Genomic DNA, 17,522 nt, shown 5'->3' on the forward strand with positions numbered 1-17,522 from the left:
GGGGGCTCAGAGGTGCTTGTAGACGTCCTCGAGGCTCAGCCCGAGCGCCAGCATGAGGACCTGCGAGTGGTAGAGCAGCTGGCTGATCTCCTCGGCCGCCCGCTCCTTGTCCTCGTGCTCGGCCGCCATCCAGGACTCGGCGGCCTCCTCCAGCACCTTCTTGCCGATGAAGTGGACACCCCTGTCCAGCTCGGCGACGGTCCCCGACCCCTCCGGGCGGGTGGCCGCCTTCTCCGACAGCTCGGCGAAGAGCGCCTCGAACGACTTCACGCCCACCCCTTCAGCACGTCCCGCAGCACGACCGCCGTGCTGACCGCGGCGCTCGCCGCCTCGTAGCCCTTGTCCTCCTGCGACCCCGGAAGCCCGCTTCTGGCGTAGGCCTGCTCCTCGGTGTCGCACGTGAGCACCCCGAAGCCCACCGGCACGCCGGTCTCGACCGACACCTGGGTCAGCCCCGAGGTCGCCGCGGAGCAGACGTACTCGAAGTGCGGCGTGCCCCCGCGGATCACGACGCCGAGCGCCACGACCGCGTCGGAGCCGGTGCGCGCCAGCCGGGCTGCCGCGACGGGCAGCTCGAAGGTGCCGGGCACGCGGACGACGACCGGGTCCTCCACCTTGCACTGCGCGAGCGCGGTGAGCGCGCCGTCGAGCAGGCCGCCCATGATCTGCTCGTGCCAGCGGGCGGCGATCACCGCGACGCGCAGCCCGTGCCCGTCCGCCTGCACCGTGGGGGCGCCGGCTCCACTCACGTGGGGCTCCTCTCGAGGTTCGGCCCGTCCGGGCCCGAGTCCGGCAGGTCGGGCAGCTCGTGCCCCATCCGGTCCCGCTTGGTCTGCAGGTACTTGAGGTTGTCCGCGGTCGGCACCATGGTCAGCGGCACCGTCCCGGAGATCTGCAGACCGTACCCTTCCAGCCCCGCCCGCTTGGTGGGGTTGTTGGTCAGCAGCCGCATGGTGTGCACGCCGAGGTCGGCCAGCACCTGGGCACCGGTCCCGTAGTCGCGGCGGTCCGCCGGCAGGCCCAGGGCGAGGTTCGCCTCGACCGTGTCCGCGCCGGCGTCCTGCAGCGCGTACGCCCGCAGCTTGTCCACCAGCCCGATCCCGCGGCCCTCGTGGCCCCGCAAGTACAGCACCACCCCGCGGCCCTCGTCGGCCACGGTGCGCAGCGCCGCGTGCAACTGGGGCCCGCAGTCGCAGCGCAGCGAGCCGAACGCGTCCCCGGTGAGGCACTCGGAGTGGACCCGGACGAGCACGTCCCGCCCGTCGCCGATGTCGCCTGCGACGAGCGCCACCTGCTCCGCGCCGTCGCGAAGGTCGCGGTAGCCGACGGCCCGGAACATGCCGAACTCCGTCGGCAGCCGCGTCTCGGCGACCCGCTCGACGGACTTCTCGAAGCGCCGGCGGTAAGCGATGAGGCTCGCGATCGAGACCAGCGCGAGCCCGTGCTCGTCGCAGAAGCGGCGCAGCTCCGGCAGGCGCGCCATGTCGCCGGGGTGCTCCTCGCTGACCACCTCGGCGAGCACGCCGGCGGGGCGCAGCCCGGCCAGCTCGGCCAGGTCGATGGCGGCCTCGGTGTGCCCGGCACGGCGCAGCACGCCGCCGGGTCGCGCCCGAAGCGGGACGATGTGGCCGGGGCGGGTGAAGCTGCCCGGCGTGGAGGCCGGGTCGGCCAGCAGCCGGATGGTGCGCGCCCGGTCCGTCGCCGAGATGCCCGTCCCGCCCCCCTCCTTGGCGTCGACGGTGACGGTGTACGCGGTCTGCCGCCGGTCCTCGTTCACCGCCGTCATCGGCGGCAGGCCCAGCCGGTCGCACTCCTCCTCGGGCAGCGGCACGCAGACGTAGCCGGAGCTGTGGCGCACCATGAACGCCACCAGCTCCGGCGTGGCCTTCTCCGCGGCGAAGATGATGTCGCCCTCGTTCTCGCGGTCCTCGTCGTCGACGACGACCACGGCCCGCCCGGCGGCGATGTGCTCGACCGCGAGCTCGACCGGGTCCAGGCGGACGTCGGTGTGCCCGTCGGCCACGGCGGTCATGCTGCACCCCCGGGCTGCCCGGCGCGGGCGCCGAGCAGCGACTCCACGTACTTGGCGAGCACGTCCACCTCCAGGTTGACCGGTGCCCCCGGCGGCTTGCGTCCCAGCGTCGTCGCCTCGAGGGTCGCCGGGATGAGGCTCACCTCGAGCCAGCCGTCGCCGACGGCGCTCACGGTGAGCGAGACGCCGTCGAGGGCGACCGAGCCCTTTTCCACCACGTAACGACCCAGCTCGGCCGGGACCGCGACGCGCACGACCTCCCAGCGGTCCCCCGGGGTCCGCGACACGATCTCCGCGGTGCCGTCCACATGGCCCTGCACGATGTGGCCGCCCAGGCGGGCCTGCAGCGCGACCGGCCGCTCGAGGTTGACGACGTCGCCGGCAGCCAGCGCGCCGAGCGACGAGCGGACGAGCGTCTCGCGCATGACGTCTGCGGAGAACACCCCGTCGGCCACGTCGACCACCGTCAGGCAGACGCCGTTCACGGCGATCGACGCGCCGTGCACCGCGTCGCTCGTCACCAACGGCCCGCGCAGCGTCAGCCGCGCGCTGTCCGCGAGCTCCTCGACCCCGACGACCTCGCCGAGCTCCTCCACGATGCCGGTGAACACGCGCCTACTCCTTCGCCTCGATGAGTTGCCCCGCCGCGACCGGGACGGCCTCCAGGCGGAGGTCCGGCCCGACGCGCCGCACGTCGACCAGCTCGAGGCGGTACGCCCCGGCGATCGTCCCCACGCCCGCCTCGCCCAGGGCCGCCGGCCCGGCGCCGAGCAGCGCGGGCGCGACGTAGCCGACCACCCGGTCGACCAGCCCGGCCCGCAGCAGCGCGCCGGCGAGCGTGGGCCCGCCCTCGACCATGGCGCGCAGCACGCCGCGGGCGGACAGCCCGCGGGCCAGCGCCCCCAGGTCGACGCGGCCGTCGGGGCCGCGGCCCAGCTCGCCTGCCGTCGCCACCCAGGTGGGCGCGGCGTCGTCGAGGACGCGGCTGCCCGGCGGCGTCCGGCCGGCGCTGTCGACCACCACGCGCAGCGGCTGGCGGTCGACGGGCACGCCGCGCACGGTGAGCTGGGGGTCGTCGGCCAGGACCGTCCCGACCCCGGCGATCACCGCGTCCACGTCCGCGCGCAGCGCATGGACGTCGGCGCGAGCCTCGGCGCTGGTGATCCAGCGGCTGGTGCGGTCGGCGGCGGCGACACGCCCGTCGAGCGTGGCGGCGTACTTCCAGACGATCTCGGGGCGCCCCAGCCGCGCCGCGGTGAGCCAGCGGCGGTTGCCGGCCTCGGCCTCCGCGGCGAGCAGGCCGCCCGCGACGTCCACCCCCGCGGCGCGCAGCTCGGCGGCGCCTCCCCCGGCGACCGGCGACGGGTCCGGCACCGCGTAGACGACCCGGGAGACGCCGGCCGCGAGCAGTGCCTGTGTGCAGGGGCCGGTCCGCCCGGTGTGGCGGCAGGGCTCGAGGGTCACGACGGCGGTCGCCCCGCGGGCGGCGGGCCCGGCAGCGCGCAAGGCGGCGACCTCGGCGTGCGGGCCGCCGGGGCGCTCGTGCCAGCCCTCGCCGACGGTCTCGCCGGCCGGGCCCAGCACCACGCAGCCGACGACGGGGTTCGGGGCGGCCGTGGCCGCGCCGAGGGCGGCGAGCTCGACCGCACGGCGCATAGCGGCGACCTCCGCCTGACTCGCCGTCGTACCCGTCATGCTGCCTCCGTCCCGCCGCTCGCCGTCACCGGCGTACCGCGGGGGCAGGGCGCAGCGGCGGGCGGGCAGCGCACGCGCCCGCCGCACGACAGGCCCTGCCTGCGTGCGCGGGGACGCGCACGTCCCATCCGCCGCGTGCCGCCTCCCGTCCGGACTCTCACCGTCGGTCCCGGAGTTGCACCGGGTCAACCGGCTCCGGCCCGTGGAGGCGCCGAGACCGGGTCGCGGACTGTCACCGCCGGTTCGGAATTCCACCGACCCCGGGGCACGCGTCGTCGTCGGCAACATCGTCGCACGCGGAACGATTCCGGCCGGCGGAACGCGGCCGTCCGTCCAGCATGCGGACGCGGTGGCTCAGGCGTCGGCGGCTGCCCCGCCCTCGGCGAGCGCGCGCAGCCCGCGCACCGCCTCCGCCGGGTCCGCGGCGCCGTAGACCGCCGACCCGGCGACGAGCACGTTCGCCCCCGCCTCGACCACGCGCTCGACCGTGTCGGCCGCGACCCCGCCGTCCACCTGCAGCCAGACCTCCGCGCCCGAGCGCTGCACGAGCTCGCGGGCGCGGCGCAGCTTGGGCAGGACCAGGTCGAGGAACTTCTGCCCCCCGAACCCGGGCTCGACGGTCATGAGCAGCAGCATGTCCAGCTCGGGCAGCAGGTCGGCGTACGGCTCGACCGGGGTCGCCGGGTTGAGCGCGAGCCCTGCCCGGGCGCCGCGCGCCCGCAGCTCGCGGGCCAGGCGCACGGGCGCGCTCACCGCCTCGGCATGGAAGGTCACCGAGCGTGCGCCGGCTTCGGCGTACTCCGGTGCCCAGCGGTCGGGGTCTGCGATCATCAGGTGGCAGTCGAGGGGCAGCTCGCTCACCTGGGCCAGCCGCTCGACGACGGGCAGGCCGATCGTCAGGTTGGGCACGAAGTGGGCGTCCATGACGTCGACGTGGACCCAGTCCGCGGCCGGCGCGATCCGGGCGACCTCCCGCGCCAGGTCGGTGAAGTCCGCGCTCAGGATGCTCGGCGAGATCTGGACCGTCATCGGGCCGGGCCCGTCGAGTTGCGGCGGCGATTGCCTTCGACTCGGTGCATGGGCGCCGATGCTAGGACGACGGGCCCGTGACGCAGGAGGGGAGGCGGCGTGCAGACCTTCCGTCGCCTACTGGGCTCCCTGCTGCGCGTGCAGCACCCCGACCCGGACGTACGCCGACGCGGGCGGGTCCTCATCGCCCTCTGCTCCAGCGTGTCCGGCCTGGCCGTCGCGCTCACCCCGATCGTCGCGCAGCTCTCCGACGCGCGCAGCGGGCTCTGGAGCCTCGGCCTGACCGCGCTGGCCTACCTCGGCGCCGTGCCGCTCGCGCGCCGCGGCCACGTCGGCATCGCCGGCGCGTTCGTCGTCTGCAGCTTCGGAGCCATCCTGGCCGGCATCGTCCACGCGACCAACTCCCAGCTCGCGCCGGTCTACAGCTCCATCGTCGTGCTCGCCGGCGGGCTCGTCGTCCGCGTCCGCGCGGTGCCGCTCGTGCTGGCGGCCACGCTCGCGCTGATCCTCCTGCTGCCGTCGATAGCAGGGGACGGGACCCGGCCGTCCAGCTACCACGACGTCGAGGTGGCCGGCGTGCTCCTGTCGGTCGTCGCGGCCTTCGCGGCGTTCGTCACCTCGCGCATCGTCTCCACCCTGCTGCGCGAGGCCGAGCACGAGCGCCAGCGCGCCGCCGACCTCGCCGGACGGCTCTCCGAGGCCAACGGCCGGCTCGAGGCCCGGGTCGCCGAGCGCACCGAGGAGCTGGAGGAGGCGCTGCGCCGCTCCCGCCTGCTGGCCGGGCAGCTGGAGGGCCTCACCCGCCGCGACGTGCTCACCGGTCTCGGCAACCGGCGAGCGCTGGACGCCGCGCTGCGCGCCATCGACTCCCGCCGCGAGCCGCCTGCCGCGATCAGCCTGGCCGTCTGCGACATCGACGACTTCAAGCACGTCAACGACAGGTACGGCCACCCGGCCGGGGACGAGGTGCTGCGCCGCGTCGCGGCCACCCTGGACGCCGGTCGCCGGGCCGGCGACCTCGTCGTCCGCCTCGGGGGCGAGGAGTTCGTGCTGTTGCTGCCCGGGGCGGGGCAGCGCCAGGCCGCCGAGGCGTGCGAGCGGCTCCGGGCCGCCGTCGCCGCCCTGGACCTGGACGCGGTCTCCCCCGGGCTGCGCGTCACGATGAGCGTCGGGGTCGCGACGGGCGGCCCGGGCCCTGCCCATCCGCGGCTCGGCGCACTGCTCGGGACCGCCGACACGCACCTCTACGAGGCCAAGCGGGCCGGCAAGGACCGCGTGGTGCTCGGGCAGCTCGAGGCCGGGCAGCCGACCGTCCCCGCCTGACGTGCCCTGGGGGCTCAGCGCCGGCGCAGCAGGGCGAGGTACATCGCGTCGGTGCCGTGCCGGTGCGGCCAGAGCTGCACGTCCGGCCCCTCGCCGAGCGCCGGGAGCGGCCGGGCCGTCACCGCGTCCAGGACCCGGCGGGCGTCGATGCGCTCGACGTCGTCGCGGCCCGCGAGCACGTCGTCCACCACGTCCCGGGTCTCGGCCCGGTGCGGGCTGCACGTGGCGTAGGCGACGACGCCGCCGGGACGGGCCGAGGCCAGTGCGGAGCGCAGCAGCGCCCGCTGCAGCGGGCCGAGCCTGACGACGTCCTCGGGCTTGCGCCGCCACCGTGCCTCCGGGCGACGCCGCAGCGCGCCCAGCCCGCTGCAGGGCACGTCGACCACGACCCGGTCGAACACGCCCGCCCGCCAGGGCGGGGCCGTCGAGTCGGCGACGACCACGGCCGCCGCCCCCGTCGGCACCGCCGCCTGCGCCACCAGCCGGGCCCGGTGCGGCGCCAGCTCGGCCGCGAGCACGCGCGCCCCGCGCCCGGCAGCCAGCCCGGCGAGCAGCGCAGCCTTGCCACCGGGCCCGGCGCACCCGTCGAGCCAGGCCACGTCCGGCCCGTCCAGCGGGGCGCCCGCCACGGCCAGCGCGACCAGCTGGCTCCCCTCGTCCTGCACACCGGCCTGGCCGGCGCGGACCTCGGGCAGGTCGCCGGGGTCGCCGCCGGCGAGCACCGCGGCGTACGGCGACCAGGAGCCGGGGCTGGCTCCCTCGGCGATGAGCTCCTCCACGTCGGCGCGGCCGGGACGCACCGCCAGCGTCACCGCCGGGCGCACGTTGTCGGCCTCGAGCGCGGCGGCCGTCTCCTCCATGGACCCGTCCAGGGCGTCACGCAGCGCGCGCACCACCCAGCGCGGGTGCGCGTGGGCCAGTGCGAGGTGCCCCACGGGGTCCTCGTCGAGCGGCGGCGCGAGCTCGGCCAGCCACGCGTCCCGGTCCCGGGTGGTGACCCGTCGCAGCACCGCGTTCGCGAACCCCGCGGCCCCGCGAGAAGGCCCCTTGCGCACCAGGTCGACGGTCGCCGACACGGCCGCGTGGGGCGGGACCCGGGTCGAGAGCAGCTGGTGGGCGCCCATGCGCAGGGCATCGAGCACCGGCGGGTCGACGCGGCCGAGCGGCCGGTCCGCGCACGCGGCGAGGACCGCGTCGTACGTGCCGAGCCCGCGCAGGGTGCCGTAGGCCAGCTCGGTGGCGAGCGCGGCGTCGCGCGGGTCGAGCCGCCGCTCGCGCAGCAGCGCGGGCAGGACCAGGTTGGCGTACGCGTCACGCTCGCGGACGGCGGTGAGCACGGCGTACGCGGTGTCGCGGGCCGGGTCGGACGAGCGCGCGGGGCGCGCCCCGGCAGAGGCACGTCGCGGCCCCCCGCGCCGCGACGGGCCGGGCGCCGCCGGACCGGAGCGGGCACGCGGGGCGTGCCCTCCGTCGGCCGGGCTCACCCGAGCCGCTCGCCCGGCTCGGGGCGTACGCCGCGCGCCCAGTCCGCGGCTCCCATGAGCCGCTTGCCGGCGGGCTGGACCTCCCCGAGCAGGACGGGCACCGTGGCGGTGCCGACGCGGGCGCCGGCGCGATCGACGACGAGCTCACCGGGGGCCAGCGCGGGAGCGTCCGGCTGCGGGCGTACCGGCCCGAGGCGCAGCCGCTCCCCGCGGAACGTCGTCCACGGCCCCGGCGCGGGCGTGCAGGCGCGGGCGCGCCGGTCGACGGCGAACGCCGGCTGGGACCAGTCGAGCCGGGCGTCCTCGACCGTGAGCTTCGGCGCGAGGCTCACGCCCTCGGCCGGCTGCGGGGTCGGCGCCGCGGCGCCGTCCTCGATCGCGTCGAGCGTCGCCGCGAGCAGACCCGCTCCGGACACGGCCAGCCGGCCGAGCAGGTCGCCGCTGGTGTCGGTGGGCCGCACGGCCTCGGTGACCAGCCCGAAGACCGGCCCGGTGTCGAGCCCCTCCTCGAGCAGGAACGTGCTCGCCCCGGTGACCTCGTCTCCGGCGAGGACGGCGTGCTGGACGGGCGCCGCCCCACGCCAGGCCGGCAGCAGGCTGAAGTGCAGGTTCACCCAGCCGTGGCGCGGGATGTCCAGGGCCGCGCGCGGGACGAGCGCCCCGTAGGCGACGACGGGGCAGCAGTCCGGCGCGAGCTCGGCGAGCCGCTCGAGGAAGTCGGGGTCCCGCGGCCGGGCGGGCTTGAGCACCTCCACCCCGGCGGCGACGGCACGCTCGGCGACCGGGCTCGGCGCGAGCCGGCGCCCGCGGCCCGCGGGGGCGTCGGGGCGGGTGACGACGGCGACGACCTCGTGCCGGCTGCCGAGCAGCGCGTCGAGGCTGGGCAGGGCGACGTCCGGCGTGCCGGCGAAGACGAGGCGCACGGCGGCCTACAGCGCCAGGCCGTGGGTGGCGTGCGGGCTGTCCTTGACGGTCGGCACCGGCGCGCCGGCCCACTCGGCCTCGCGCAGGGCGCGCAGCGCCAGCTTGCGCTGCTCGCGGTCCAGCCGGTCGATGAAGAGGATGCCGTCGAGGTGGTCGGTCTCGTGCTGGACGCAGCGGGCGAGCATCGCGCTGCCCTCGAGCGTGACCGGGTCGCCGTGCTCGTTCTGGCCCTTGGCGACCACCCGCATGGCCCGCCGGGTGTCGAAGGCCATGCCGGGCAGGGAGAGGCAGCCCTCGTCGCCGTCCTGCTGCTCCTCGGACAGGTCCAGGCTGGGGTTGATGAGGTGACCGAGCTCGCCGTCGACGTGGTAGGTGAAGACGCGCAGCGAGACGCCGATCTGCGGCGCGGCGAGCCCGGCGCCGGGCGCGTCCATCATCGTCTCGGTCAGATCCTTGACCAGAGTGCGCAGCTCCTTGTCGAAGTCGACGACCGGGTCCGCCTTGGTGCGCAGCACCGGGTCGCCGAACAGTCGAATGGGCTGGATCGCCACGGGCGGTGCACTCCTCGCAGACGGTGGGCGGAACGCCTCAGTCTAGGCAACGGGGCAGGCCCCGCCCGCGCTCCGGAACCGGGGCCGGCAGATCCCGAGGACCCCCCGGGACCACGGGCGGCCGGCAGACGCGGGGCGCTAGCCGAGGTCGAGCGGGTCGACCCGGACCCTGACCGGCTCGGCGTCGCGCCGGGCCGAGCGCAGCGCCTGCGCCGTGGCCAACGCCGCCGAGAGCGCGGCCCCGGCCGACCGCGGGGCGCGCAGGACCGCGCGGGCCGCCGGGGGCTCGTCCGTCGCCCCCGGCGGCGGCCCGCCGGGGGCGCGCGCCGAGGGCTCGAGCTGCACCGGGAGGCCGACGTCCACTCCGGTCACGCCGGCGCCCTCCAGGGTGCGGCGCACGTCCGACAGGACCGCGGACACCGAGCGCAGCGGGCCGGTGACCGTGGCGACCCGGGCGACCGGGGGGAGCCCGAGCGGGCCACGGTCGGCGAGCTGGGCGGCGGCCGCGCCGAACGGGTCCCAGCGCACGAGGGCCTGCACACCGGGCAGCCCGGGATCGCCGCAGAGCACGACCTCGCCCCCCTCGGCGGCCGGACGCACGAGAGCGGCGGCGCCCGCCCACCGGCGCAGCGCCTCCTCCTCGGCACGCAGGTCGGGCCGGGCGAGCAGGGCCACCGGGTCCAGCAGCAGCGCGGCGGCATAGCCGCCCTCCGCGACGGGCTCGGCGCCGGGCGTGGCGACCACCAGGGCCGGGCGGCTGCCCACGCTCAGCAGCGGCTTCTCCCCCGAGCTCTGGCGCACGCGGGCGCGCGGGAAGGCGCGCCCGAGCTCCTCCGCGGTGCGCGCGGCGCCCACGACCACGGCGCGGGGACGGGTGCCGCCGCACTCGGCGCAGCGCCAGCCCGGCCCGCCGCGCCCGCACCACCGGCAGGCCGGCACCGACCCGCCCGCGCGCAGGGCGAGCGGGCCCGAGCAGTGCGGGCAGCGGGCCGGCGTGCGGCAGCGGCTGCAGGCGAGCGCCGGGACGTACCCCACGCGGGGGACCTGGACGAGGACCGGGCCGTGCTCGAGTGCCGCGCTCGCGGTCCGCCACGCCGAGCTGGGGATGCGGGCGGCGGCGGCCAGCGGGTCGTCGGCCCGCGGGCCGTCCGCGGCCGTGCGCACCCGCGGCGCGGCCGCACGCACGTCGACGCGGGCGGCGGCCAGCCGGTGCGCCCAGCCGGTCTCCACCAGCTGCATCGCCTCCGCGGTGACCGTGCGACCGCCGAGCAGCAGCCCGGGCGGGCACGCGGCGGGCGTGTCGGCCGCCAGCCCGCGCGGCGCGGCGCGCAGCAGGCAGACCTCCCGGGCGTGGGGGTACGGCGCGCGCTGCTCGGCGAGGCTCTCGTCCCCGTCGTCCCAGCAGACGACGAGCCCGAGCCGTCCCACCGGGGCGAAGGCCGCGGCCCGGGTGCCCACGACCGCGGAGGCGGCGCCCCGGCGCAGCGCCAGGAAGCGGCGGTAGCGCTCGGCCGGCCCGAGCGCGGCGGTGAGGGCGACGTGCCGCCCCGGCCCCAGCCGCTCCGTCAGCGCCGTGTCGACCCGCGCCACGTCCCGCGCGTCCGGCACGATCACCAGCGCGCCGCGGCCCCCCGCGAGGGTGGCCTGCACGGCCAGGGCGATCTCGTCCGGCCAGGCGTCCCCGGGCAGCGCGGCCCAGACCGCTCGCGGCGCGCTCCCGGCGGTCAGGGCCGCGAGGTAGGACGCCCCGTCCGGGTAGCGCGCCCACGGGCCGGGCTCCGGTGGCTCGACCGGCGTGCCGGGCACCGGCGGGGCCGGCTCGGCCTCGGCGGCCGCGTGCCGCGGTGGCACCGCGAGCCGCAGGACGTCGGCCAGGGTGCCGGCGTAGCGGTCGGCCACCGCGCGGGCGAGGCGGGCGACCTCGGGGGTCAGCACGGGCTCGGCGGAGACGACCCGCCGGATCGGCTCCAAGCGGCCGGTGTGGTCCGAGGACTCGGCCCGGTCGAGCACGAACCCGTCCACGTCGCGGCCGGCGAACCGCACCCGGACCCGCGCCCCGGGCACCGCGGCCTCCGCCTGCGGCTCGGTGACGAGGTAGTCGAACGTGCGGTCCAGGTGCGCCAGCGGGACGTCGACCGCGACCCGCGCCACCGGCAGGGAGGTGGCAGGCGGGTCGGCCGGCTTGGGACGGGCGCGGCGCACCTGCTCACGCACGAGCGCCAGCTGCTCGTGCGGCGGCTCGACTCCCGTCGCGATCACCCTCCTAGGTCTAACAGCCGGCACCGACCGGCGGCGGCCTGTCCACAGCGCCGGCCGTCCAGCGCCCCCGCGTGCACAGCCCCGGGCGGGCACGGAAACGCCGACGGGCGGCTCGCCCCCGCAGGGAGGCGGCCGCCCGTCGGGCGAGGACGTGTGCTCAGGCGCCGGCGGCCGAGCGCAGCGCGTCCGCGCGGTCGGTGCGCTCCCAGGTGAAGTCGGGCAGGTCGCGGCCGAAGTGACCGTACGCCGACGTCGCCGCGTAGATCGGGCGCAGCAGGTCCAGGTCCCGGATGATCGCGGCCGGGCGCAGGTCGAAGACCTCGAGCACGGCGTCCTGGATCATCTCGTCGGAGAGGGTCCCGGTGCCGAACGTCTCGACGAACAGGCCGACCGGGTGGGCCTTGCCGATCGCGTACGCGACCTGCACCTCGCAGCGCTTGGCGAGGCCCGCCGCGACGACGTTCTTCGCGACCCACCGCATGGCGTAGGCCGCGGAGCGGTCCACCTTGGACGGGTCCTTGCCGGAGAACGCGCCGCCGCCGTGACGGGCCATGCCGCCGTAGGTGTCGACGATGATCTTGCGGCCGGTCAGTCCGGCGTCGCCCATCGGGCCGCCGATGACGAACTTGCCGGTCGGGTTCACGAGCAGCCGGTGGCCCTCGGTCTGCAGTCCCTCGGGCGCCGCCTCGGCGAGCACGGGCTTGATGACGTGCTCCTCGATGTCCGGTGCGAGCATCCCGACGATGTCGATGTCCTCGGCGTGCTGGCTGGAGACGACCACGGTGTCGAGGCGGACGGCGCGGTCGCCGTCGTACTCGATGGTGACCTGGGTCTTGCCGTCGGGGCGGAGGTACGGGAGCGTGCCCTCCTTGCGCGCGGCCGTCAGCCGCTGCGCCAGCCGGTGCGCGAGCGCGATCGGCAGCGGGTAGAGCTCGGGCGTGTCGTCGCACGCGTAGCCGAACATCAGGCCCTGGTCGCCGGCCCCCTGGCGGTCCAGCGGGTCCTCGTCGCCCTCGACGCGCGACTCGTAGGCGACGTCGACGCCCTGCGCGATGTCCGGGGACTGCGCGCCGATCGAGACCGACACGCCGCAGGACAGGCCGTCGAAGCCCTTGGCGGAGGAGTCGTAGCCGATCTCGAGCACGGCGTCCCGGACGATGCCGGGGATGTCGGCGTACGCCTGCGTCGTGACCTCGCCGGCGACGTGCACCTGGCCGGTCGTGATGAGGGTCTCGACGGCGACGCGGCTCTTGGGGTCGTCCTTGAGCAGGGCGTCGAGCACCGAGTCGCTGATGCGGTCGGCGATCTTGTCCGGGTGGCCCTCGGTGACGGACTCGGACGTGAACAGGCGTCGGGACACGCGCTCTCCTGGTCTCCGGCGAAGCGGCCCGGTCGTCGGACGCGGCTGCCGTGCGATCGGGGTGCGGATCGCTCGGTGGCCGGGGCGGACGGGTCGGGGCGAGGTCGGCGCCCTCGCGGGCGATGGCTAGGCGCCGAGCCTACCGGGAGGGCGGCGGCAGTCCGGTCAGCGACCGGGAACTCTCCCGGATGGTGAGACGAGCGCCACGTCTGCCGGGTCAGCGCGCGAGCAGCCGGCCGACCGCGTCCCAGACGACGTCGGCGAGCGCCTCCTTCGGCCCCGGCGGCACCGCGCGCTCGCTGCCGTCGAGGCCCAGCACGACACCGGCGTTGTCCGGGGACTCGAAGCCGGTCGCGCGCGCGCCGTCACCCACCTCGTTGACGACGAGCAGGTCACAGCGCTTGCGGGCGAGCTTGGCCCGCCCGTGGGTGAGCACGTCCGCGCTCTCGTCGCCGGTCTCCGCGGCGAAGCCCACGAGCACGGGCGCGCCGAGCCGTCCCGCGTCCCGGGCCTGCACGAGGCCGGCGAGCACGTCCGGGGTCTGCTCGAGCTCGATCGGAGGGGCGCCGCTCCCGGCCTTCTTGATCTTCGCGTCGGCCCGGGCGACAGGGCGGAAGTCGGCGACGGCGGCGGCCATGACCACCGCGTCGGCGCCCGCGGCGAGGCCGAGCACCGCGTCGTGCAGGTCGGCGGCCGACCCGACCGGGACGACGTTCGCCCCGGCCGGGGCCGGCAGGGCGACGTTCGCGGCGACGAGGTCGACCCGGGCCCCGCGGGCCAGCGCGGTGGTGGCCAGCGCCCAGCCCTGCCGCCCGGACGAGCGGTTGCCGAGAAAACGGACGGGGTCGAGGTGCTCGCGGGTGCCGCCGGCGGAGACGACGACCCGCCGCCCGGCCAAATCGTGCAGCGCCCCGGGCGAGCCCGCCCGGGCCAGGGCGCGTCGGCAGGCCTCGGCGATCTGGGCCGGCTCGGGCAGCCGGCCGGGGCCGGAGTCGGCGCCGGTCAGCCGGCCGACGGCGGGGTCGAGCACCTGCACGCCGCGCTCGCGCAGCAGGGCGACGTTGGCCCGGGTCGCCGGGTGCTCCCACATCTCGGTGTGCATCGCCGGCGCGAACAGCACCGGGCAGCGCGCGGTGAGCAGGACGTTGGTGAGCAGGTCGTCGGCGAGGCCGTGGGCGGCCCGGGCCAGCAGGTCGGCGGTGGCCGGTGCGACGACGACGAGGTCGGCGGACCGCCCGATGCGCACGTGCGGGACCTCGGCGGCGTCGGACCAGACGTCGCGCCGCACCGGGCGCCCGGACAGGGCCTCCCAGGTCGGGGCCCCGACGAAGCGCAGCGCCGCGTCGGTCGGCACGACGGTGACCCCGTGCCCGGCCTCGCGCAGCCGGCGCAGCAGCTCGCACGCCTTGTAGGCGGCGATGCCGCCGGTCACGCCCAGCACGATCTCAGCCATGGTCGATCAGCAAACCAGCAGCGGCACGGCGGCGCGCGGCGGCCCCCGCCGGCTCCTGGACCGGTGGCGCCACCTCGGGCCCGCGGCACGGGCCCGCAGGTGGGCCCCAGGGGGCCAGAGGTGGTCGCTGGGCCGAATGCTGCTGCCGGAAGCGCCGCGGCGGGTGCGCGCCCGCCGGGCCGGAACGACGGATGCGGGCCCGCTCACGAGGAGCAGGCCCGCATCCGGGCGGGACGGGGAAGGTCAGGGCTGCTCGATCGGCTCCGCCGTGAGCAGGCCGGCGTTGATCTCGCGCAGCGCGATCGACAGCGGCTTCTCGTGGACGTGCGTCTCGACCAGCGGGCCGACGTACTCCAGCAGGCCCTCGCCCAGCTGGGAGTAGTACGCGTTGATCTGCCGTGCGCGCTTGGCGCCGTAGATCACGAGGCTGTACTTGGAGTCGGTGGCCGCCAGCAGCTCGTCGATCGGCGGGTTGGTGATGCCCTCGGGGACGACCTGGGAACCGGACACGCTGTACTCGCTCTCGTCGCGGGTTGGGGCGGCCGCCTGGACGGAGCCGGTGCTCACCGGCTCGGGTTGACAGGCGACTCCATCAAGGCTACCAGCCGTATGCACAGCTCCTCGACGTCCGTGTTGACGAGCGTCACGTCGAACTCGCCCTCGGCGGCGAGCTCCTCGCGGGCGGCCTCGAGACGGCGGGCGACGACGTCCTCGGGCTCGGTGCCCCGCCCGGCCAGCCGGCGGACGAGCTCGTCCCAGGAGGGCGGCGCCACGAAGACGAGCAGCGCGTCCGGCGCACGCTCGCGCACCTGCCGAGCGCCCTGCAGGTCGATCTCGAGGACGACCGGCACGCCGGCGTCGAGCTTGTCCTGCACCGGCTTGCGCGGCGTGCCGTAGCGGTTGCCCGCGAAGACCGCCCACTCGAGCAGGTCCCCCGACGCGACGAGGGCGTCGAACTCGGCGTCGCTGACGAACCAGTAGTGCACGCCGTCGACCTCCCCCGGGCGGGGGAAGCGCGTCGTGGCCGAGACCGACACCCAGACGTCGGGGTAGCGCTCACGCAGCGCCTTGACCACGGTCGTCTTGCCCACCCCGGAAGGCCCGGACAGGACGGTGAGGCGGCGCGGCGCCGGGGGCGGGGACGCCGCAGCGGCCGCTGTCACGCGTCTCGCGCGGGGAACTCGCGCTCGAGCGCGGCGACCTGGTTGGCACCGAGGCCGCGCACGCGCCGCGTCTCGGCGATGCCGAGCCGCTCCATGATCTGCTTGGCCCGGACCTTGCCCACGCCCGGCATCGACTCCAGCAGCGCGGAGACCTTCATCTTCCCGACCACGTCGTCCTCCTGGCCGGTGGCGATCACCTCGCCGAGGGAGGCACCCGAGTGCTTGAGGCGGCTCTTCACCTCGGAGCGGGCGCGACGCACGGCCGCAGCCTTCTCGAGGGCGGCGGCCCGCTGTTCGGGCGTCAAGGGGGGAAGGGGCACGCGGTTCACCTCGCGGTTGGACGCCGGGCTGCTCTGGCGGCCTGAAGAAGTCGATGGCCTGAAGCCGGAAACCTAGCGACTGGTCGGACGGGGAGGCAATGCACCCCCTGCCTACAGGCTCTGCGAGCCGTGGGTCGGGGCCGGCCCGCCGGGCTCGCCCCAGACGGAGGCGGCGATCTCGGCTGCCGCCCGCCCCGGGTCCGTGGCGGCGGTGATCGGACGGCCGATGACGAGCAGGTCCGCACCGTCGGCCAGCGCCTGCTGCGGGGTGGACACCCGGGCCTGGTCGCCGAGGGCCGCCCCTGGCGGCCGCACCCCGGGCGTGACCAGGACGACGTCGGGGCCGACCTCCTGCCGGACGGCCCGGACCTCCTGCGGCGAGCAGACCAGGGCCCCGGCACCGGCGGCCACGGCGAGGGCCGCGAGCCGCCGCACGGCGTCGAGCGGCGGCCCGGCGAGGCCGACCCGCTCCAGGTCCCCGGCGCTGAGGCTGGTGAGCACGGTGACCGCCGTGACGCGCCCCGACGGCAGCGCGTCGGCCGCGGCCTGCACCATCGCCGGGCCGCCGGCGGCGTGCACCGTGAGGTAGTCGGGGGCCAGGCCGGCGACCGACCGGACCGCCCCGGCGACGGTGTTCGGGATGTCGTGCAGCTTGAGGTCGAGGAAGACCTCGCGCCCGCCGCTGGCCTCGCGCACGGCCTCGACGGCCTCGCGCCCACTGCGCAGGTACAGCTCCAGCCCCACCTTGAGCGTGCGCACGTGCGGGCCGGCCGCCCGGGCCCACGCCGTCGCGGTCCCGAGGTCCGGCGCGTCGAGCGCGACCGCGATGGGCGCGCGGACCTCCTGCGGGCTCACAGCGCCTCCTCGGCGTCAGGGGCGAAGTCCTGCAGGCTCGGCCCCGCGGGCACGGCCGGGGCGATCCGGTCGGCGCCGTCGCCGAGGGCACGATGGGCGTAGCCGACCGCGTCGCGCAGCCGCTCGAACCCGCGCTCGGCCAGCGCCGTGCGCAGCTCGCCCAGCACGCGCAGCGGCGCGCCGGGGTCGTTGAAGACGGCGGTGCCCACCGAGACGGCGCTGGCCCCCGCGAGGATCAGCTGCAGGGCGTCGAGCCCGGTGCGCACTCCCCCGACGCCGAGGATCGGCACGTCGGGCAGCGCGGCGTGGACCTGCCAGACACAGCGCACCGCCACCGGGCGGATCGCCGGCCCGGACAGGCCGCCGGTGACGCCGCCGAGGACGGGGCGCAGCGTGGTGGTGTCGATCGCCATGCCGAGCACGGTGTTGATCATCGTGAGCCCGTCGGCACCCGCGCCGACGCAGGCCCGCGCGATGGACACGATGTCGGTGACGTCCGGCGACAGCTTGGCCAGGACCGGGATCGACGGGTCGGTCGCCTCGCGCGCGGCGGCGACGGCGGCCGCCGCTGCGTGGGGGTCGCAGGCGAAGACCAGGCCGCGGTCCTCGACGTTGGGGCAGGAGATGTTGACCTCGACCGCGGTCACCGTCCCGGGCGGGGCGAGCGCGAGCCGGGCGGCCACCTCGGCGTACTCGTCGATGCTGCCGGCCGCGATCGAGGCGATCGTCCGCGCGCCCTGGGACTTGAGCCAGGGCAGGTCCTGCTGCACGAACGCGTCGACGCCGGGGCCCTGCAGGCCGATGGAGTTGAGCATGCCGCTGGGCGTCTCGGCCATGCGCGGGGTGGGCCGGCCGGAGCGCGGCGCGAGCATGACGCTCTTGGTCACCATCGCCCCGAGGCGGGACAGCGGGTAGAAGCGCGCGAGCTCCCGGCCGTTGGCGGCGCAGCCGGAGGCCGTGGCGACCGGGTTGGGCAGCGCTGCCCAGGCGAGCGAGGCGCGCATGTCGACCGCGGGCTCGGGCACGTCGGCGCTGTGCGGCGCGACCGGCCGCACGGTGGGAGGGACCGTCATG

18 protein-coding genes and 1 riboswitch are annotated in these 17,522 nt (G+C 76.9%); of the genes, 1 reads left to right on the top strand and 17 read right to left on the bottom strand.

The features are described from left to right. Positions 1–6 precede the first annotated feature (6 nt). The 6 genes from G9H72_RS11990 to rpe form a co-directional block, all read right to left on the bottom strand. Positions 7–270, bottom strand: a complete 264-nt coding sequence (locus tag G9H72_RS11990) for a phosphoribosyl-ATP diphosphatase (protein ID WP_166171302.1) — start codon at positions 268–270, stop codon at positions 7–9. Next, positions 267–749 carry a 6,7-dimethyl-8-ribityllumazine synthase gene (ribH, locus tag G9H72_RS11995; protein WP_166171304.1) on the bottom strand — a complete coding sequence of 161 codons (483 nt, stop codon included), beginning with the start codon at positions 747–749 and terminating at the stop codon, positions 267–269. Before ribH ends, G9H72_RS11990 begins: the two co-directional genes overlap by 4 nt. Next, positions 746–2,032, bottom strand: coding sequence for a bifunctional 3,4-dihydroxy-2-butanone-4-phosphate synthase/GTP cyclohydrolase II (locus G9H72_RS12000; RefSeq protein WP_166171306.1), 1,287 nt, complete (start codon positions 2,030–2,032; stop codon positions 746–748). Before G9H72_RS12000 ends, ribH begins: the two co-directional genes overlap by 4 nt. Further along, entirely contained in the window at positions 2,029–2,643 is a 615-nt protein-coding gene (locus G9H72_RS12005; RefSeq protein WP_166171308.1) for a riboflavin synthase, read from the bottom strand. Before G9H72_RS12005 ends, G9H72_RS12000 begins: the two co-directional genes overlap by 4 nt. Positions 2,644–2,647: 4 nt before the next feature. Further along, on the bottom strand, positions 2,648–3,727 hold the full coding sequence (gene ribD / locus G9H72_RS12010; protein WP_166171310.1) for a bifunctional diaminohydroxyphosphoribosylaminopyrimidine deaminase/5-amino-6-(5-phosphoribosylamino)uracil reductase RibD: 1,080 nt from the start codon (positions 3,725–3,727) through the stop codon (positions 2,648–2,650). Between the two features lie 131 nt (positions 3,728–3,858). Next, positions 3,859–4,000: riboswitch (FMN riboswitch) on the bottom strand. Between the two features lie 81 nt (positions 4,001–4,081). Beyond that, positions 4,082–4,756, bottom strand: a complete 675-nt coding sequence (gene rpe, locus G9H72_RS12015; RefSeq protein WP_166171312.1) for a ribulose-phosphate 3-epimerase — start codon at positions 4,754–4,756, stop codon at positions 4,082–4,084. Positions 4,757–4,855: 99 nt separating this feature from the next. Here rpe and G9H72_RS23000 point away from each other — a divergent pair, with 99 nt between their 5' ends. Further along, positions 4,856–6,079, top strand: coding sequence for a GGDEF domain-containing protein (locus tag G9H72_RS23000; RefSeq protein ID WP_331272232.1), 1,224 nt, complete (start codon positions 4,856–4,858; stop codon positions 6,077–6,079). A 14-nt stretch (positions 6,080–6,093) separates the two neighbouring features. On the opposite strand, the gene G9H72_RS12025 is transcribed toward G9H72_RS23000, so the two are convergent. The 11 genes from G9H72_RS12025 to G9H72_RS12075 form a co-directional block, all read right to left on the bottom strand. Beyond that, complete coding sequence (locus G9H72_RS12025) at positions 6,094–7,563, bottom strand: RsmB/NOP family class I SAM-dependent RNA methyltransferase (RefSeq protein ID WP_166171314.1); 1,470 nt, start codon at positions 7,561–7,563, stop codon at positions 6,094–6,096. Next, complete coding sequence (gene fmt / locus G9H72_RS12030) at positions 7,560–8,486, bottom strand: methionyl-tRNA formyltransferase (RefSeq protein ID WP_166171316.1); 927 nt, start codon at positions 8,484–8,486, stop codon at positions 7,560–7,562. Before fmt ends, G9H72_RS12025 begins: the two co-directional genes overlap by 4 nt. Before the next feature lie 6 nt (positions 8,487–8,492). Next, positions 8,493–9,038, bottom strand: a complete 546-nt coding sequence (gene def / locus G9H72_RS12035; protein WP_166171318.1) for a peptide deformylase — start codon at positions 9,036–9,038, stop codon at positions 8,493–8,495. A gap of 138 nt (positions 9,039–9,176) precedes the next feature. Then, on the bottom strand, positions 9,177–11,294 hold the full coding sequence (locus G9H72_RS12040) for a primosomal protein N' (RefSeq protein WP_166171773.1): 2,118 nt from the start codon (positions 11,292–11,294) through the stop codon (positions 9,177–9,179). A 160-nt stretch (positions 11,295–11,454) separates the two neighbouring features. Beyond that, a complete protein-coding gene (gene metK, locus G9H72_RS12045) occupies positions 11,455–12,657 on the bottom strand; it encodes a methionine adenosyltransferase (protein ID WP_166171320.1) in 1,203 nt (400 codons plus the stop codon). A 217-nt stretch (positions 12,658–12,874) separates the two neighbouring features. Beyond that, positions 12,875–14,110 (bottom strand): bifunctional phosphopantothenoylcysteine decarboxylase/phosphopantothenate--cysteine ligase CoaBC, encoded by a 1,236-nt coding sequence (coaBC, locus tag G9H72_RS12050; protein ID WP_166171322.1) that lies wholly within the window; start codon positions 14,108–14,110, stop codon positions 12,875–12,877. 243 nt (positions 14,111–14,353) lie between these two features. Then, the gene (rpoZ, locus tag G9H72_RS12055) at positions 14,354–14,620 is read right to left on the bottom strand and encodes a DNA-directed RNA polymerase subunit omega (protein ID WP_166171774.1); all 267 of its coding nucleotides are present in this window, start codon (positions 14,618–14,620) and stop codon (positions 14,354–14,356) included. A 53-nt stretch (positions 14,621–14,673) separates the two neighbouring features. Next, a complete protein-coding gene (gene gmk, locus G9H72_RS12060) occupies positions 14,674–15,273 on the bottom strand; it encodes a guanylate kinase (RefSeq protein WP_166171324.1) in 600 nt (199 codons plus the stop codon). After that, positions 15,270–15,593: an integration host factor, actinobacterial type gene (mihF, locus tag G9H72_RS12065; protein ID WP_166171326.1), complete on the bottom strand. Its 324-nt coding sequence runs from the start codon at positions 15,591–15,593 to the stop codon at positions 15,270–15,272. The genes gmk and mihF overlap by 4 nt, the downstream gene beginning before the upstream one ends. 111 nt (positions 15,594–15,704) lie before the next feature. Further along, complete coding sequence (gene pyrF, locus G9H72_RS12070; protein WP_166171328.1) at positions 15,705–16,448, bottom strand: orotidine-5'-phosphate decarboxylase; 744 nt, start codon at positions 16,446–16,448, stop codon at positions 15,705–15,707. Further along, entirely contained in the window at positions 16,445–17,521 is a 1,077-nt protein-coding gene (locus tag G9H72_RS12075) for a dihydroorotate dehydrogenase (protein WP_196791131.1), read from the bottom strand. Before G9H72_RS12075 ends, pyrF begins: the two co-directional genes overlap by 4 nt. Between the last annotated feature and the right edge of the window lies 1 nt (position 17,522).

The sequence above is a fragment of the Motilibacter aurantiacus genome (genome assembly GCF_011250645.1).
Lineage (GTDB): Bacteria > Actinomycetota > Actinomycetes > Motilibacterales > Motilibacteraceae > Motilibacter_A > Motilibacter_A aurantiacus.

What these genes read in the sequence shown, in the direction of transcription:
- ribD (WP_166171310.1), bottom strand. Translation starts at nt 3,727, where the DNA reads ATGACGGGTACGACGGCGAGTCAGGCGGAGGTCGCCGCTATGCGCCGT.
- rpe (WP_166171312.1), bottom strand. Translation starts at nt 4,756, where the DNA reads ATGACGGTCCAGATCTCGCCGAGCATCCTGAGCGCGGACTTCACCGAC.
- G9H72_RS12075 (WP_196791131.1), bottom strand. Translation starts at nt 17,521, where the DNA reads ATGACGGTCCCTCCCACCGTGCGGCCGGTCGCGCCGCACAGCGCCGAC.
- G9H72_RS12000 (WP_166171306.1), bottom strand. Translation starts at nt 2,032, where the DNA reads ATGACCGCCGTGGCCGACGGGCACACCGACGTCCGCCTGGACCCGGTC.
- coaBC (WP_166171322.1), bottom strand. Translation starts at nt 14,110, where the DNA reads ATGGCTGAGATCGTGCTGGGCGTGACCGGCGGCATCGCCGCCTACAAG.